The 15,648-nt window shown below is 43.7% G+C and carries 18 protein-coding genes; 3 read left to right on the top strand and 15 right to left on the bottom strand.

Annotated elements, in window-relative coordinates; translation table 11 throughout:
* Positions 1-10: 10 nt before the first annotated feature.
* From spoIIIAB to ACFQV5_RS23625, 8 genes are all read right to left on the bottom strand, one after another.
* Positions 11-529, bottom strand: a complete 519-nt coding sequence (spoIIIAB, locus tag ACFQV5_RS23660; protein ID WP_379250626.1) for a stage III sporulation protein SpoIIIAB — start codon at positions 527-529, stop codon at positions 11-13.
* A complete protein-coding gene (spoIIIAA, locus tag ACFQV5_RS23655; RefSeq protein ID WP_379250624.1) occupies positions 522-1,520 on the bottom strand; it encodes a stage III sporulation protein AA in 999 nt (332 codons plus the stop codon). Before spoIIIAA ends, spoIIIAB begins: the two co-directional genes overlap by 8 nt.
* Before the next feature lie 86 nt (positions 1,521-1,606).
* Positions 1,607-1,873, bottom strand: coding sequence for a YqhV family protein (locus ACFQV5_RS23650; protein WP_379250622.1), 267 nt, complete (start codon positions 1,871-1,873; stop codon positions 1,607-1,609).
* Between the two features lie 230 nt (positions 1,874-2,103).
* A complete protein-coding gene (locus tag ACFQV5_RS23645) occupies positions 2,104-3,357 on the bottom strand; it encodes an aspartate kinase (protein ID WP_379250620.1) in 1,254 nt (417 codons plus the stop codon).
* Positions 3,358-3,646: 289 nt separating this feature from the next.
* Complete coding sequence (gene efp / locus ACFQV5_RS23640) at positions 3,647-4,204, bottom strand: elongation factor P (protein WP_379250618.1); 558 nt, start codon at positions 4,202-4,204, stop codon at positions 3,647-3,649.
* Positions 4,205-4,250: 46 nt separating this feature from the next.
* A complete protein-coding gene (locus ACFQV5_RS23635) occupies positions 4,251-5,321 on the bottom strand; it encodes a M24 family metallopeptidase (RefSeq protein WP_379250616.1) in 1,071 nt (356 codons plus the stop codon).
* A 38-nt stretch (positions 5,322-5,359) separates the two neighbouring features.
* Positions 5,360-5,806: a type II 3-dehydroquinate dehydratase gene (gene aroQ / locus ACFQV5_RS23630; RefSeq protein ID WP_379250614.1), complete on the bottom strand. Its 447-nt coding sequence runs from the start codon at positions 5,804-5,806 to the stop codon at positions 5,360-5,362.
* A 77-nt stretch (positions 5,807-5,883) separates the two neighbouring features.
* Positions 5,884-6,381 (bottom strand): YqhR family membrane protein, encoded by a 498-nt coding sequence (locus ACFQV5_RS23625; protein WP_379250612.1) that lies wholly within the window; start codon positions 6,379-6,381, stop codon positions 5,884-5,886.
* 164 nt (positions 6,382-6,545) lie between these two features.
* Here ACFQV5_RS23625 and ACFQV5_RS23620 point away from each other — a divergent pair, with 164 nt between their 5' ends.
* Positions 6,546-7,538 carry a DUF1385 domain-containing protein gene (locus tag ACFQV5_RS23620; RefSeq protein WP_379250610.1) on the top strand — a complete coding sequence of 331 codons (993 nt, stop codon included), beginning with the start codon at positions 6,546-6,548 and terminating at the stop codon, positions 7,536-7,538.
* A gap of 7 nt (positions 7,539-7,545) precedes the next feature.
* The gene (locus tag ACFQV5_RS23615) at positions 7,546-7,884 is read left to right on the top strand and encodes a hypothetical protein (RefSeq protein ID WP_379250608.1); all 339 of its coding nucleotides are present in this window, start codon (positions 7,546-7,548) and stop codon (positions 7,882-7,884) included.
* A 34-nt stretch (positions 7,885-7,918) separates the two neighbouring features.
* On the opposite strand, the gene ACFQV5_RS23610 is transcribed toward ACFQV5_RS23615, so the two are convergent.
* The 3 genes from ACFQV5_RS23610 to mntR form a co-directional block, all read right to left on the bottom strand.
* Positions 7,919-8,848, bottom strand: a complete 930-nt coding sequence (locus ACFQV5_RS23610) for a patatin-like phospholipase family protein (RefSeq protein WP_379250606.1) — start codon at positions 8,846-8,848, stop codon at positions 7,919-7,921.
* A gap of 79 nt (positions 8,849-8,927) precedes the next feature.
* On the bottom strand, positions 8,928-10,505 hold the full coding sequence (locus tag ACFQV5_RS23605) for a family 10 glycosylhydrolase (protein ID WP_379250604.1): 1,578 nt from the start codon (positions 10,503-10,505) through the stop codon (positions 8,928-8,930).
* 81 nt (positions 10,506-10,586) lie between these two features.
* Complete coding sequence (gene mntR / locus ACFQV5_RS23600) at positions 10,587-11,012, bottom strand: transcriptional regulator MntR (protein ID WP_379250602.1); 426 nt, start codon at positions 11,010-11,012, stop codon at positions 10,587-10,589.
* A 184-nt stretch (positions 11,013-11,196) separates the two neighbouring features.
* Between mntR and splB the strand changes: the two genes are divergently transcribed.
* The gene (splB, locus tag ACFQV5_RS23595; protein WP_379250600.1) at positions 11,197-12,267 is read left to right on the top strand and encodes a spore photoproduct lyase; all 1,071 of its coding nucleotides are present in this window, start codon (positions 11,197-11,199) and stop codon (positions 12,265-12,267) included.
* Here the strand turns inward: splB and ACFQV5_RS23590 are convergent.
* From ACFQV5_RS23590 to ACFQV5_RS23575, 4 genes are read right to left on the bottom strand one after another with little or no spacing between them, the layout of a single operon-like run.
* The gene (locus tag ACFQV5_RS23590) at positions 12,264-12,977 is read right to left on the bottom strand and encodes a cytochrome c biogenesis CcdA family protein (protein WP_379250598.1); all 714 of its coding nucleotides are present in this window, start codon (positions 12,975-12,977) and stop codon (positions 12,264-12,266) included. The two genes, splB and ACFQV5_RS23590, sit on opposite strands and share 4 nt — an antisense overlap.
* 25 nt (positions 12,978-13,002) lie before the next feature.
* The gene (locus tag ACFQV5_RS23585; RefSeq protein ID WP_379250596.1) at positions 13,003-13,809 is read right to left on the bottom strand and encodes a metal ABC transporter permease; all 807 of its coding nucleotides are present in this window, start codon (positions 13,807-13,809) and stop codon (positions 13,003-13,005) included.
* A 39-nt stretch (positions 13,810-13,848) separates the two neighbouring features.
* Entirely contained in the window at positions 13,849-14,598 is a 750-nt protein-coding gene (locus tag ACFQV5_RS23580; protein WP_379250594.1) for a metal ABC transporter ATP-binding protein, read from the bottom strand.
* A gap of 59 nt (positions 14,599-14,657) precedes the next feature.
* Entirely contained in the window at positions 14,658-15,620 is a 963-nt protein-coding gene (locus ACFQV5_RS23575; protein WP_379250592.1) for a metal ABC transporter substrate-binding protein, read from the bottom strand.
* Between the last annotated feature and the right edge of the window lie 28 nt (positions 15,621-15,648).

Genomic DNA, 15,648 nt, shown 5'->3' with positions numbered 1-15,648 from the left:
TGGCACCTCGCTAAAAGATCAAAATGACGATCAATGCTCCAACAAGCAGTCCCAAGCTCTTGCTCATTTTTTCATACTTAGCTTGGTCCTCTCTAGCCGCTGCTTCCTCATGCTTTAACTGGCTCGCGGCAAGTGCAATATGCTTCATCTGGTCCTGCCTGTCGCTAGTGCCAAGCACACCGCTTAGCTGCTCCAACGCTTCTCGTTCGGCGGATTTCATGCTTGTCCGTCTCCAATGTGTATGTAAAGCCTTTCTTATACTGTCTTGAGCGGATAAACCAAACTGTGGACTCATATATGCTGCTGCAGCCGTAAACAAAGATTTCAGTGGTTCACGCAGATTCGTTCCTATTCGATGAAGAGCCTCAGGTAGCGGGGTAAAGCCGTAACTAATCTCCGTTTCAAGTCGCTGCAGGGCTAAGATAAGCTCACGAATTTGTCTCGGTCTTGTTGCAAACTGCTGCGCTTGGAAGAAACCAGCTAAAGTCCCAGCCACTAGTACGATCAATGCCCCGAACAATTTAAGCAAAGACATCACCGCCCAACCGTCTGGGTCCTGCTGTCGTCAACGTTCGCTGTTCACCGTCCTGAAGTTTTAAACACCTTTCATTCCCGCTACGATTTAGCACCGCATACATTTCAAACATACGGTTATCAACTAGACCAGCTAATCCAGGTCTCCCTCGCATATCCTGCACTGATGAACCATGCGCTGTTGCAATAACACTGATTCCGGCATGAAGCGCTTCGGTAACAGCCTCTGCATCCTCAGGTCTGCCGATCTCATCAACGATCAGAACATCAGGAGACATCGAACGCAGCAGCATCATCATACCCTCAGCTTTAGGACAACCATCCAGCACGTCCGTTCTCGGGCCGACATCAAATCCTGGCACACCTCTTTGACTACCAGCGATCTCAGAGCGCTCATCCACAATCCCTACCTTCATCCCTGGCCAGTTAATGTTTGACTTCCCCCATGTTCCGGAGCTGATTTGTCTAGCCAAATCCCTAACTAGCGTTGTTTTTCCATGCTGTGGTGGAGACATGATTAAGGTGTGGAACACTCTCTTTTTCTTAATGTCGAGCAGGTAAGGCAAGATTTCATCAGCCACTCCCTTTATCTCCTTAGCTATTCGAACATTGAACCCGCTGATATCCCGGATATGCTCCACCCTTCCAGCACTAAGAACGGTTCGTCCAGTCAGGCCGATTCGATGACCTCCAGGTATCGTGATAAATCCTTTTCTAAGTTCTTCTTCCATCGTGTAGAGCGAATGATTGCTTATCAGATCCAGCAGTCTGTGACCATCCTCCCGGCTTGGCTTGTAAGCTTCTTCTGGCGCTAGAATCATTTCTCCGCTGTAACTTATGAAGTAAAACTTACCTCCTGTATTTATTTCCAGCGGACGGCTCTCTCGGATTCGGATTTCTTCCAAGTTTTCGAGAACACCCATTGGCAGATTCAGCAGAAGCCGTTTTATGTTGTCGGGAAATAACTCCAACCAATTCTTTGTCATATCGCTTTCCCCCAAGCTGAGCATTTCTTGAAGTTCTTCCTATCCTCATATGTATGCCTGTACTCCCCATTTATGCAGCGAGTCTATCATTTTTTTAATATTCCGAATAAAAGAAACGCCACCCCGCATAAAATCCAGCCAATCTTCCCCCATGACAACTTATCAGCCATACCGACGAGTCCAATCGTAGTGGTCAAAATTAGAACGAGAGGACCGGTAATCGCCAGCGCAGAATTAACCGCAAGTGCTTTATCCACTTGATTCAGTCGGAGCATAATAAGTGCAGCTATAATCTCCAGACTTCCCGAGAAAATGCGAAGGGACGCCATCCCGGTTACAAACTTGTCCAGCACACTGAAACCTCCTTTTGGATTGTGTGAGTATTTTGAATAAGCGACTTTCTAGACGAATTACTCGTCAAAATATTGTATCTGGAGTTGCAAACATCGATTTTTGAAAAATACTAGATGTGATAAACTATGCTTCACTCTCTCGATTTATCTCTACTTTTTCATGTGTTCATAGAAAAAGAACATAAAAAATCCCGGCCTATGAAAGACCGGGATTAAATAGTTTATCAAGTTTATCTGCGATTCTGTGGACCACCAACGGCAGCCTGTTTATCTGTATCAAGTCCGTAGGCGGTATGAAGCGCCTGAACGACCTTCTGCAGGTTAGAACTCTCAATAACACAGGAAACCTTAATTTCAGATGTACTTACCATCTTGATGCTGACATTTTCTTTTGAGATAACGTCGAACATTTTTGCAGCTACACCGGGATGGCTGACCATACCAGCGCCTACGATGGAAACTTTCACCAAGTCATCCTCGGAAGTCATTTCTCGGAACGGTAGTTCATTTCGTATGCTTTGAATGACAGAGAGTGCACGCTCGCGATCGCCGAGAGACACGGTAAAGGAGAAGTCGGCCTCACCATTCATAACACCGCTCTGAACGATAATGTCTACATCGATTCCCTCTTTAGCAAGTTCGCCAAACATCTTAGCCAATACCCCCGGGAAATCACCTACACCCAAAATACTGATTCTAGCAACGTTTTTATCGTAAGCGATACCGCTTACCACCACACCTTGTTCCATGCTTGCTTCCTCCTTAACCACCGTACCTTCGTTATAATTAAAGCTGGATCTGACTACAAGCTTAACTTGGTTATGCTTCGCATATTCTACAGCACGTGGATGTAAAACTGCAGCACCAAGATTCGCAAGCTCCAGCATTTCATCATAGGAGATCTCCTGCAACTTACGTGCACATTTCACCACACGTGGATCCGTCGAATAAATGCCATCCACGTCTGTATAGATTTCACATACATCCGCGTGAATAGCCGCAGCTAAAGCAACAGCTGTCGTATCCGATCCACCGCGTCCAAGCGTAGTAATCTCTCCGTCATCCGACATCCCCTGAAAACCAGCAACGATGACAATTTGGCCATCGTCCAGTGCTTTAGTCACTCGAGTAGGAGAGATATCCGTAATTCTAGCCTTTCCATGTACTGGCTCTGTACGGAAGCCAGCTTGCCAACCCGTATAACATACTGCCTCACGGCCCAAGTTATGAATTGCCATTGACAAGAGCGACATTGAAATCTGTTCGCCAGTCGTCATTAACATATCCATCTCACGCGCAGGTGGATTTGGATTCAACAATTTAGACTGGTCGATCAAGTCATCGGTCGTATCCCCCATAGCTGACACAACTACTACACACTGGTGACCTTCATCTTGCTTCTCAACGATTCTTCGGGCGACGCGCTGCATCCGTTCCGTATTCCCTACGGAACTGCCTCCGAATTTCATGACATACAGTGACAACGCTTCCTTCACTCCCCACTCTTATTCATTATGTATTATATGGTTTCTCGCTTTAAAACAGTATAATACGAAAATGCTTAGTTGCGTCAAGATTTTTCAGATAAGAACCAGAAATTTCGACAAAAATATCATTTTTTGATGAATATCACCTGAGTTTGAATACAATCTGGAAAAGAAGACCATAAAAAAAGACTGTCCCGACAGTTGAACAGTCAACCGTTAGGACAGTCTTTTAGTTAGCGTAGAGCATTCATAAATGCACCGACGCCCATTCTACTCTCCAGACATACTATGCACGGGAGATATATTTACCTTCACGAGTATCGATCAATAGAACATCTTCTTCGTTGATGAAGAGTGGAACTTGAACATTCAGTCCAGTTTCTACTCTAGCGTTCTTAGTAGCACCTTGAGCTGTGTTACCTTTAACACCTGGCTCTGTTTCTACAACTTTGAGCTCAACGCTGTTAGGCAGGTTGATACCCAAAATTTCACCTTGGTAGCTAATGATATTAACATTCATGTTCTCTTTCAGGAAGTTTAGTTCCCATTCCAGCTGCTCGCTAGTCAAGCTGAACTGATCATAAGTTTCATTGTCCATGAAAACATGCTCTTGACCACTTGCATACAAATACTGAACACCACGATTTTCAATTTGTGCACGACCAATTGTCTCTCCTGCACGGAAAGTCTTCTCCACGGTGTTGCCGTTACGCAGGTTTTTCAATTTGGAACGAACAAATGCTGCGCCTTTACCTGGTTTAACGTGCTGAAAATCCAATACTGTAAAAATATCTCCGTCTACCTCAACGGTTAATCCTGTTTTAAAATCGTTAACTGAAATCATTCGATTCCCTCCTAAAATAGTTCGTTGATTCATTCATTGTTGTTGATTAAAGAACGGTGTACTTCTTGCTTGAGCTTGTCAAAATATGAATACCCGTTTCGGTGATCACAATATCATCCTCAATGCGAACACCACCAAGACCCGGTAAATAAATACCAGGTTCAACAGTCACGACCATACCTGGTTCAAGCACATCGTCACTTAACTTGGATAGACGTGGAGATTCATGTACCTCCATCCCAAGGCCGTGACCCGTGCTGTGACCAAAATACTCACCGTAGCCATATTTTGATATGATATCACGGGTTAAAGCATCAGCCTCACGCCCCGTCATTCCCGGTTTGATATGATCAAGCGCGTGCAATTGGGCTTCAAGAACAATATCATAGATTTCTTTCAATTTCGGATCTGGGGTACCCAGCGCAATGGTTCTCGTTAAGTCCGAGCAGTATCCATCCAGAAGAGCACCGAAATCAAAAGTGATGAATTCATTCCCTTGAATGACACGTTCACTGGCCACACCATGCGGCAAAGCTGATCGCTCACCTGATGCCACAATCGTGTCAAATGACGATGAAGTAGCACCATGACTTCGCATAAACATTTCCATCTGCAAGTCAATCTCACGCTCAGTTTTTCCCACTTCCACAATATTTAAGATATGACTGAAGGTTGCATCTGCGAGATCAGCAGCACGCTGCATAACACGCAATTCCTCACTGTCCTTAAATATGCGTAGCTTTTCTACGAGACCTGAAACCGGAGTTAGCGTAATGGGTTTGAGCTGTTCTGTAAAGGTGGTAAAAACTGCATATGTAATATGCTCTTGCTCAAATCCAAGGGACGTAATTCCTTCGGCTGTAAGCAGTTCTTTTACCGTCTCCATCACCTTCGAGCCATGCTCAAAAACTTTAAAACCCTTCGCTTGCTCTGGAGCCTGCGTCATGTAACGAAAATCAGTCAACAGGTATGATTCATCCCGAGTAATGAGCACATACCCTGCAGATCCAGTAAAACCGGTTAAATAACGCCGATTGATCGGACTTGCAACAAGCAATGCTGACAATCCCTGTTCCTGCAACATTACACGCAGTTGTTCAACTCGTTTGTTAGCCATTTCCTTCAGTCTCCTCTCCCGTTCAAAAACACATTACTTTACGAATTCGGTCGTTCCAGAACATCTAGGAGTGCATGAAAACCCAGTTCATAACTGGTAGCTCCAAATCCGGAAATCTGTCCCGCACAAACAGGAGCAATAACTGATGTATGGCGGAAAGATTCCCTAGCATGGATGTTCGAAAGATGTACTTCCACCGTAGGAACCTTTACAGAGCTGATCGCATCGCGAACCGCATAACTGTAATGAGTCAGCGCCCCTGGGTTTAACAAAATTCCGTCTGCCTGTCCCATTGCCTCGTGAATCCGGTCAATAATGGCACCTTCATGGTTCGATTGATAGAAGGTAATATCGATTCCGGCGTTGTCCGCAACTTTACGCAAATGATCCTCGATACTCTGCAGGCTAAGCGAACCATAAATTCCCGGCTCACGGATACCTAGCAAGTTCAAGTTCGGTCCGTTTATCACCCATATGGATTTCATGGGGTTCCCCACCTTTTCGTCAAATAACCAAATGCTATTTTACCATAGGCGGTATCTTCTTGAGAAGTTTTTTTGCTTTAACCCAGCACCTCTTCGGGTTCTCTCGTCTTTTCATCCGTATATTCCTCGGCAGTTGTGTAACCAATGAACAATCCCCACAGCAAAAAGAGACATAATTCGGAAATATTTGTGTCCCATGTCAAGCGTTTAATCGGCAAGGTCATATCCATCAAAGGTGCCAATACGATAAACAACACAGCCCACCATACGATCCCGTATACTATTCCAGGCCACGGCCCTTTGGCTCTGCGGAATAATAAAACGTAAAGGAGTGAGGCAATAATGGACAGCACAATAAAAGATAGCCATCCAGCCACTTGCCCTGCCATACTCTGCAAAAAAGAATGTTTAAAAAACGGCTCCAGTAAAAATCCCGGAAGAATGGAGGTGAAATGAAAGGCATAGAAAATCCATCGAATCCCTCCCCATATTAAACCAGCGTAGAATCCAAGTTCCAATGCAAAGAAGAACCGATTGGTATGGATTTTATCGCTCTGACTATGTGTTTGGCTCATACTTGCGATCTCCTCTCGGTAGTGTCAGTATAGGTCAAAATTTGAAACTTCCTCTATGTAATTATTATGCTCCTTTCTTGAAAGCCTAATCCAACTAGAAATTACTTCAAAAATTCGCTACAATGGTATTAAAGTTCTTACTATTAGACAGGAAGGTGAAGTGGTTGTCCCAAAAGTCAGCTCCGGTTAGCTATGGTGGTCAAGCTGTTATCGAAGGTGTTATGTTCGGTGGCAAACATGTAAACGTCACAGCAGTACGGAGGAAAAACAACGAGATTAAGTTTCTAGAGGTGCCTCGTGAAGACAAGACCTGGGTTCGCAAGTTGCGCAAAGTTCCGCTTCTTCGCGGCATTATCAGTCTTATAGATTCGAGCATCAAAGGCTCCAAACATTTGAATTTCTCTGCGGATGCCTATGCTGATGATAGCTTGGAACCTGAGGAACGTGCACAACAGAAAGAGAAAGAAGAATCCGGTTGGAGTCTTAGCATGATTATAGGTGTAGCCGCTGTCAGTGTGCTATCCTTCATCTTCGGTAAACTCTTGTTCACGCTTGTTCCTGTATTTGTAGAAGATTTTTTGTTCGGTGACTCATTTGATCATTATATTCTTCATAATTTAGTGGAAGGCGTTATCAAATTGATTCTGCTTCTCGCCTATCTTTGGGGTATTTCCCTTACTCCGGTTATCAAAAGGCTGTTCCAATATCACGGTGCTGAGCATAAGGTAATTTCGACTTTTGAGGCCGGCGAGGAACTAACCGTTAAAAATGTACAAAAGCACACGCGTCTTCATTACCGTTGCGGTAGCAGCTTTATGATGCTCACGATTGTTCTTGGCGTTGTGATATATTCCGTCGTACAGTGGGATTCGATGACAGAGCGAATCATTCAACGGATTGCTCTTCTGCCGGTAGTGCTAGGCATATCATTTGAATTTTTGAAGCTCACAAACTCATTACGAGAAGTTCCTGTCCTTCGTTTTCTTGGCTATCCCGGTCTTTGGCTTCAACTCTTGACCACGAAAGAACCAACTGATGATCAAGTGGAAGTATCCATTGCCTCCTTTAACCGGATGCGTGAACTGGATGCTCAATACGAGAAAATTTCAGTTCAACAGCCACTGGCAGGAAGTGTATTGGATCCCGCGAAAGGATGAGTAATCCATGAAAAGGCTGAGTATTCAATACATTGTTTTTTGGATGATGATTGCATTAGCAGCATTATGGCTTGTGACGAATATTTTCTCTCCACAGGTGTTCATTCCTTTGATTATTGTAGGGGTTGTGTTCTTGCTGTATAAGTTTCCACCTACCCGATTCAGCAAAAACAGGCACCCAAAAGTCAAGCCTTCGAAGAGAACTGCCGCCAAAATGGCTGCAAGGACAGTTACTAATCGAAAAAATAGTAATCCGTCTTCGAAACGAAAACAATATCCTTTTCAAGTTATCGATGGTCAGAAAGGCAAGAACGATCCGCCAGATGACCTGCCGAAATATCATTAATAAAAAACCGTCCAGCAACCGCTGGACGGTTTTTTCATCGTGTTTTATCCGGTCTCCATGTAGCAAAAAAATGATTTCCCGCAGTCAATCCTGAATCATACAGTTTCATGCTTTCCTCTGTCGTTAGATTAAAATATGTAGTACTAATACCAAGCGTCGGAATCTTAATCGTTCGATCTCGGTTTTGCTGTTCGATATAGCGCTCATCATGCGCTGATAACATCGTTTCAAACATCGCGGTCAGCATACTAAATGCTCCATCAATCTGATGAGGCTCATTCCTGTTCTTCCCTACCATTTGAAATCCAACAACAGGGATTGGCTCCGCTACTCCCTTCGATTGACGATCAAAGAGCCAGAGCGGAAAGTTACTGAGCAGGCCACCATCCACAACATAAACAAACTGCTCGCTGAATGACTTGCCTCTTGCAGGTGCACCGATCAACCGTAAGATAACAGGATCAAAGAAATAGGGAATGCTGCAGCTCATACGTATGGCCTTTGCCACAGGAAATGTTAACGGATTAATACCATAATGACGAAGATCATCTGGCAGCACCAAAAGCTTACCATTCGTTATATCCGAAGCTACAATGTGCAGCTTTCCTGCAGGAATATCTGAAAAAGTAAATATACCCTTATCCAGTAATATTTTACGTATCCAGTTTTCAAATGCCTCACCAGAATATAGTCCTTTTTTTATTAGAACCCTAAGCGCAGGCCCTATCACACGGGTATTAAAAACAGGCGCACGTTTGAGTAAAGATTGGAAAGGCGTTGCCTCAATAATTTTTTTCATTTCATCTGCGGTATACCCCGCGGCAATGACAGCAGCTATAATCGATCCTGACGAGGTTCCCGCCACCCTGCCGAAATGGACCCCAGCCAGCTCAGCAGCTTTCACGGCCCCTGCCAGCGAGATTCCTTTAACTCCTCCACCTTCAAAAACGGCATTGATGAGCATATGCAAATCCCCCGCCTCACATGGTCTATTGACTATGTATGTAAGCGGGGGACTATTCATTCCTTAAGGACTTGCACAATTATGATTGATAATATAATTTCAATTGATTAAGAAGGCCTAAAGGATTGTTTATTAAGTTTTTTGCTCTGAAAAAGATACTACCGCCAATCTCGTTATACTTTTCATTGTATTGTAGCTGTGCAATGATTTCGGAGGCGTTTTGCCAGCTCTTTTCCTGGGTTAGATCGCCAACCTTATAAGCAGCATGTCCGATCAAAAGATCTACATTCGTACCACTTACTTCATTTACCCACCAGTCTACGAGCTTGTCATAATCAGCTGCTGCAAAATTCATGCTCCAGTATATTTGAGGTGCAACATAGTCAATCCATCCGTTACGAATCCAAGTTCGTACATCAGCATACATGCTATCATAGGCAGTGACTCCAGCCTTTGTATCTGACCCCGTCGGATCAACCGACTTATTACGCCATACACCGAATGGACTTATACCATATTCAACCTCAGGCTTCACTCGGTTAATACTGTCTCCGAGCATCTGAACAAATGTATTGATGTTAGCTCTTCGCCAGTCTCCTACGTTCTTGTAAGAGCCGTTATTATATGCCTTGTAAGCTGCTCCATCATTGATGGTGGTATTAGATGGGTAGAAATAATCATCCAAATGAATACCGTCAATATCATACCCATTCACAACTTCCATGATGGTGTCGACAATATGTTGGCGAGCTTCAGGAATGCCTGGGTTGATCATCAGCTGATTATTCACTTTGATCATCCACTCAGGATGTACAAGAGCTACATGGTTAGGAGCTAATCCAGTCGTTGATACTTCAGTATTCGCCCGAAAAGGATTAAACCAAGCGTGGAATTCCATTCCTCTGCGATGCGTTTCCTCTATCATAAATGCTAAAGGATCATATCCCGGATCTCCCCCTTGTTTACCTGTAAGGAATTTAGACCAAGGAACAAGAGATGATGGGTAAAGCGCATCGCCTGCTGGGCGAACCTGTACAAATACGGCGTTAATACCACTGTCCTGCAGCGAATCCAGAAGTGTTGTAAACTCCTCCTGCTGTTTAAGCTTGTTGTTCTTAGTCGAAGGCCAGTCCAGATTGAATACCGTAGATATCCATGCACCACGCACTTCATCATCGTTCTGTATAGGCGTTTCTGGCTCCGTCGGCGGAATCAAAGGCAGACTCGTCAATGAGATTTGCTGTGCTGCTTGATTCCAATTCACAAGTAGACCTAGATTTTCACTAATAAACCGAAGGGGTACCATCACTCTCCCATTCTTGATTTGTACGGATGCATCCAGCGGAATGGATACACCATTGACGAGAGCAACACTACGTCCAGAAGTCATAACAAGCTTAGAGGCATCTTTCGTTACTGTTACTGTTTTTTCTTTTTGATTCCAATGAATTGATGCTCCTAATCCTTCGCTAATAATACGGGTTGGAACCATCGTGACGTTTACCTTGGACAATATGTATGGAGAAATATCGCTGTTTAATCTCTGTCCATCTAGAAAGATGCTTATACTAGGGCTTTTAGCCTGCGCAGCGGGGACAACTGACGGGAGACACAATAATGATATGAACAACACGAGCAACCATCTACGAAATTTCATTCGATAAATCCTCCATAAATGATAGATTTGCAGGTAAACTAAAAACAAAAAAGCATCTGTCACCAGCGGACAGATGCCCTGTTAAGATTCGCTGACTAGTTCGTTATGAATGTCACGCAACTCTTTTATACGTTTCTCATCTCGTTTGAAAAATTCCACAAGCGTTTCGATTCGAGTAATGGAATCCCAGCTAAGATGATGCTCGATCCCTTCCACATCCTTGTAGATATTCTCTTCTAGAACACCAATCAATCCAAGGAACTCCTCAAGCAGCTGATGACGTGCCATTAACCGTTTGCCCATCTTTTTACCTTTGTTGGTAAGTACAAGCCCACGGTATTTTTCATAAATTAAATATTCATCTTTATCAAGCTTCTGAATCATTTTCGTGACGGATGAGGGGTGTACCTCCAAGCCTTCGGCAATATCCGAAACACGCGCATATCCCTTCTCTTCGATCAGCTTGTAGATGCGCTCCAAATAATCCTCCATGCTAGGTGTCGGCATCTTTTTCCCTCTTTTCTAAATATTACGTGACTCGTAAAAATCCTTTTTACCTGCACATGTTATGATACATGTTTCAGAGAGCACTTGGCAAGTCCTGGCCCCAAGCCTTCGTATAATTGGCACGGTTTGAATCAGTTTCTTAAGCTTAAAATAAGCGTACTCTCTCTGAAAGGAAGGCTACGCTATGACGGTAAAAATACCGGTTCGAACCGCTCGTACGGTAAAAAGCACACGGGTATTTACTCCAGATCTTGTTTATTTTGAGCCCGGTGCTTTAGAGTATCCTAAGGGTAATAAAATTATGGATTATGTGAAAGCCAGAGGTATCGAATACCGCATGACTACATCACATAACCGAATTACGAATTTCCCCGGTGAAACAGAGCAGGAAAAGTACCGTATTGCCAAAAGAACACTCGTGGTTGGTGTCCGCAAGACATTAGCCTTCGATCAGTCAAAACCGTCAGCCGATTATGCGATACCGATTTCCACAGGATGTATGGGCCATTGTCATTATTGTTATTTGCAGACAACACTTGGAGCTAAACCTTACATCCGAGTTTATGTAAATACTGAAGACATTCTCCGTACTGCTAAACAGTATATTGAAGAACGGGCTCCCCAAATTACTACCTTTGAAGCAGCTTGCACTTCTGATCCTGTAGGCTTGGAGCATATTACTGGATCGCTGCGAGAACTAATTCAGTTTATGGCTGACGAAGAGTTTGGACGATTAAGATTCGTTACCAAATTCCATCATGTTGGACCACTGCTCAATATCAAGCACAATAACCATACTCGTATTCGGTTTAGCATTAACTCTGACTATGTGATCCGCCAATTTGAGCCATCAACCTCACGCTTTGAAGAGCGAATCGAAGCAGCCGCTAAAATCGCTCACGCGGGGTATCCTCTAGGTTTTATCATTGCCCCGATCATTTGGTATGACGGCTGGGAAAAAGGCTATGCTGACCTCCTAGAACGCTTAGAAAATGTCCTACCAAAGGATGCGACGGATGGCCTTACATTTGAGATGATCCAGCACCGATTTACGAAAACAGCCAAAAATCTGATCGAGAAAAGATACCCCAAAACAAAGCTGGAAATGGATATCGCAAAGCGCAAACAAAAATGGGGGCGCTGGGGTCAGTATAAGTATGTATATCCCAATGAACAACAAACCGCCCTGCGGGAATTTATCACAGAGCGGATTTTCGAACATTTTCCAAAAGCAAAAATTGATTACTTTACTTAAAACTTCAACCATTCTGGCGTAATCGACTGAAGCCAAATTGTGATTTTGAACATTTGATTCGTGAAGAGCAGAATACCCATGACAATCATTAATACTCCGCCAATCTTCATGAGGATGTTTGAGTATTTTAGAATCCAACGGGTTGAACCAATAAAAAAGGCTAGAACAAAGAATGGTACAGCAAAGCCTAGTGAATAAGATGTAATAAGCGGAAACCATGTACCCGGTTCTGTAGCTGCAAGGGCTATAATCGCCATTAAAATGGGTCCTACACATGGTGACCACCCTGCTGCAAAACCAATGCCAAACAAGAAAGTGCCTATGTATCCGGTCGGTTTGGATTTAAAGTCAAACTTCCGGTCTTTCATTAAAAATCTTGGTTGAAAAATACCTACCAGCATCAAACCCATTAAAATGATTAAAAGTGCTGAAAGCTGTCTTATCAAATCCTGATATTCAATGAAAATTTCACCGAATAGACCAGCCCCCCACCCAAGAGAGTAATATACAGCAGAAAAACCAAGGATGAACGCAAGCGTATGGGTAAGTGTACGCCTGCGGACTTCCTTACGATTCTGTTCTGTCTTCAGCTCATTAACGGACATTCCGGTAATGATCGATAGATAGGATGGGTATAATGGCAGGCAGCATGGTGAGATAAAAGATGCCAGGCCCGCAGCGAATGCAATACCAACATTAATGTCAGCCAAGTGGTTTCTCCCCCTTCGATGCCCCTTATGTGGTGAAGCCTTTTTTAGCAACCAGGGTTACTGCAAGCATTGCAATAAGAAGTAAAACTATAGTCGCTCCGGGTGCTAGATTGAATACTCCTGCAAGAATCAAACCTATTATGACTGCAATCTCGGAAATAATAACCGACAGAATAATAGAAGATCTAAAACTCTTGGCCAAAAATAAACTCACGGCAACCGGAATCGTCAGTAGTGCCGATACGAGAAGCGCCCCCACAATTTTAATCGCAGTGCTCACCACAAGCGCTGTAAGCACGGTAATCAGCATATTTAGCATTTTGACAGGCAAACCGTTCACACTCGCAGCATCTTCTTCAAAACTGAGCAGGAAAAACTCTTTGAAGAACAGCCCTACGACCACTACAACAATCACGGTAACACCGCCGACCATGTAAAGATCCGTCGTATCAAGCGTATAAATGCTACCGAACAGGTAGCTCATAACATCTGTATTATAACCCATCCCTAACGTAAAAAAGAGTGATGCCAGCGCAACGCCACCGGACATTATGATTGCAATGGATAGCTCGGCGTAACTCTTGTACGCCTTTCGAAGCTTTTCAATGGCAAATGAAGCAAGTACAGCAAATACAAGTCCTGCTGCCAGTGGATATACTTCGATCAGAAAACCGAGAGCCACCCCCGCAATCGTCACATGGGACAGTGTATCCCCGATCATGGACAATCTCCGCAGCACTAGAAAAATACCGATCAGTGGTGCTGTAACACCAATCAAAATGCCGCCTAGGAGTGCCCGCTGGAAAAAATCACTTTGTAAAATATCAAGCAATGTTAACGTCTCCTTCGCGTGCTTTACATAAATTCTTCTTTAAACGAGCGAGTGCTGCAAATCCTGCTCTGTACAATTCTCAATATCATGTGAATGGCGTACAAAAAATTGTATTTTTCCGTTTTGCTGCACTGGTGTGGTGTCTAAGTAATCTTTGACCATCTCAAGATCATGCGTCACCATCAAAAATGTCATATTGTGATGGGCATGCATATGTGTGATCAGTTCGAAAAAACTTGCTTGGGTTTCCGCATCAATTCCTTTTGTAGGCTCATCCAAAATAAGGAGATCTGGACGATTGATCAAGGCTCTAGCTAGAAATACGCGTTGTTGTTGTCCTCCGGAGAGCTGTCCGATCCGTTTGTCGGCTATATCCTGAATTCGCATCACTTCAAGTGCATCGTTACATTTTTGATGCTGTTCCCGGCCTATACGGCGGAACATTTTTTTTCGGTTATATAGCCCAGACATTATGACTTCACGTACCGTAGCTGGAAACAGCGGATTAAAACTGTTCTTTTGAGGAACGTATCCGATCCTTTCCCAATCACGGAATTTACGTATCGGTTGCCCAAACAATTCAATGCTACCCTCCGTTGCCGGCAAAAGACCTACAATCATCCGCAGCAATGTTGTCTTACCAGCCCCGTTGGAGCCAACAATCCCAACAAAATCACGTTGTTTGACGGCAAAATCAAGGCCTTTGATGACCTGCTGATCCCGATAGGAAAATGATATATCTTTTAGCTGTATAATCGATTGGTGACAATCCTGTGTTGCCGGTATCATACCTTGGCCGCCTTTCTATTTATTTTCATTCTGCTCAAAAGAGCTTATAATCCATCTTATCATTTTAAAGCCTTAGTGAGATTTTGCAAATTTTTCTCCATTATCGTAAAGTAGTTATCGCCATTCGCTTCTTGTTCTTTTGTTATTCCTTCCACAGGGTTCAGTACAAGCGTTTCAACACCAGCCTCTGAAGCTAACGTCTTCGCCAATTTATCCGATACGAGCTCTTCAAAGAAAATATAGCGAATGCCTTTTTCCTGTACTGTCTTTGTCAGGTTAACTAAGTCCTGTGCTCTAGGTTCAGCATCTGGTGACAAGCCCATGATGGAGTATTGCTCAAGATTGTAGTCCCGAGCCAGATAGCCAAACGCCTGATGAGAAACCACAATTTCATTTTTAGATAGTTCAGATAATGTTGAAGTAAAAGATTCATCTAGCTGTTCCAGTTTTTCTTTTAGCGCATTGTAGCGCTCATCATAATAGTCAGCATGCTCTGGATCGACCTCAACCAGACTGCTATGAATGTTCTCTGCCATAACTAGTGCAGATTTCGGACTGACCCATGTGTGCGGATCGACATGATGATCATGACTTCCTTCTTCCTCACTTCCGTGATCATGTCCATGATCGTGTCCGTCATCGCCCTCGGCATCTATCAACTGAATTCCCTTACTCGTCTCCACTGGCTTTACCTGCGTGTCCTTATTCAATCCTTTCAGAAAATCAGGTACCCAGCCCTCAAGTCCTGCTCCATTATAAAGAAATAGCTGTGCTTTCGATGTGTTCACGATATCCTGACTTTTTGGCGTCCAGTCATGCGGTTCTACTCCAGTTGGGAGAAGATTAATAACGTTAACTTCGTCTCCACCAATCTCCTTTGTAAATTCGTAAATTGGGTATATCGTGGTAACCACATTCACCTTATCCTCTACAATTGTCCCGGATTGACTGCCACAACCCGTTAAAGCCATTATCAAAGCTAGCAAGGTTACCACGTAACCCGATTTAATTCTATGATTCATCTTATTTACACCCCGTCTTTGATTTAAA

The sequence above is a fragment of the Paenibacillus sp. GCM10028914 genome (genome assembly GCF_042666275.1).
Lineage (GTDB): Bacteria > Bacillota > Bacilli > Paenibacillales > Paenibacillaceae > Paenibacillus_AQ.
The sequence above is the reverse complement of the archived record's forward strand: the minus strand, read 5'-3'. Positions and strand labels throughout refer to the sequence as shown.

Coding starts and splice junctions, on each gene's coding strand:
- spoIIIAA (WP_379250624.1), bottom strand. CDS start 1,520: ATGACAAAGAATTGGTTGGAGTTATTTCCCGACAACATAAAACGGCTT.
- efp (WP_379250618.1), bottom strand. CDS start 4,204: ATGATTTCAGTTAACGATTTTAAAACAGGATTAACCGTTGAGGTAGAC.
- ACFQV5_RS23635 (WP_379250616.1), bottom strand. CDS start 5,321: ATGGCTAACAAACGAGTTGAACAACTGCGTGTAATGTTGCAGGAACAG.
- aroQ (WP_379250614.1), bottom strand. CDS start 5,806: ATGAAATCCATATGGGTGATAAACGGACCGAACTTGAACTTGCTAGGT.
- ACFQV5_RS23625 (WP_379250612.1), bottom strand. CDS start 6,381: ATGAGCCAAACACATAGTCAGAGCGATAAAATCCATACCAATCGGTTC.
- ACFQV5_RS23615 (WP_379250608.1), top strand. CDS start 7,546: ATGAAAAGGCTGAGTATTCAATACATTGTTTTTTGGATGATGATTGCA.
- ACFQV5_RS23610 (WP_379250606.1), bottom strand. CDS start 8,848: ATGCTCATCAATGCCGTTTTTGAAGGTGGAGGAGTTAAAGGAATCTCG.
- ACFQV5_RS23605 (WP_379250604.1), bottom strand. CDS start 10,505: ATGAAATTTCGTAGATGGTTGCTCGTGTTGTTCATATCATTATTGTGT.
- mntR (WP_379250602.1), bottom strand. CDS start 11,012: ATGCCGACACCTAGCATGGAGGATTATTTGGAGCGCATCTACAAGCTG.
- splB (WP_379250600.1), top strand. CDS start 11,197: ATGACGGTAAAAATACCGGTTCGAACCGCTCGTACGGTAAAAAGCACA.
- ACFQV5_RS23580 (WP_379250594.1), bottom strand. CDS start 14,598: ATGATACCGGCAACACAGGATTGTCACCAATCGATTATACAGCTAAAA.
- ACFQV5_RS23575 (WP_379250592.1), bottom strand. CDS start 15,620: ATGAATCATAGAATTAAATCGGGTTACGTGGTAACCTTGCTAGCTTTG.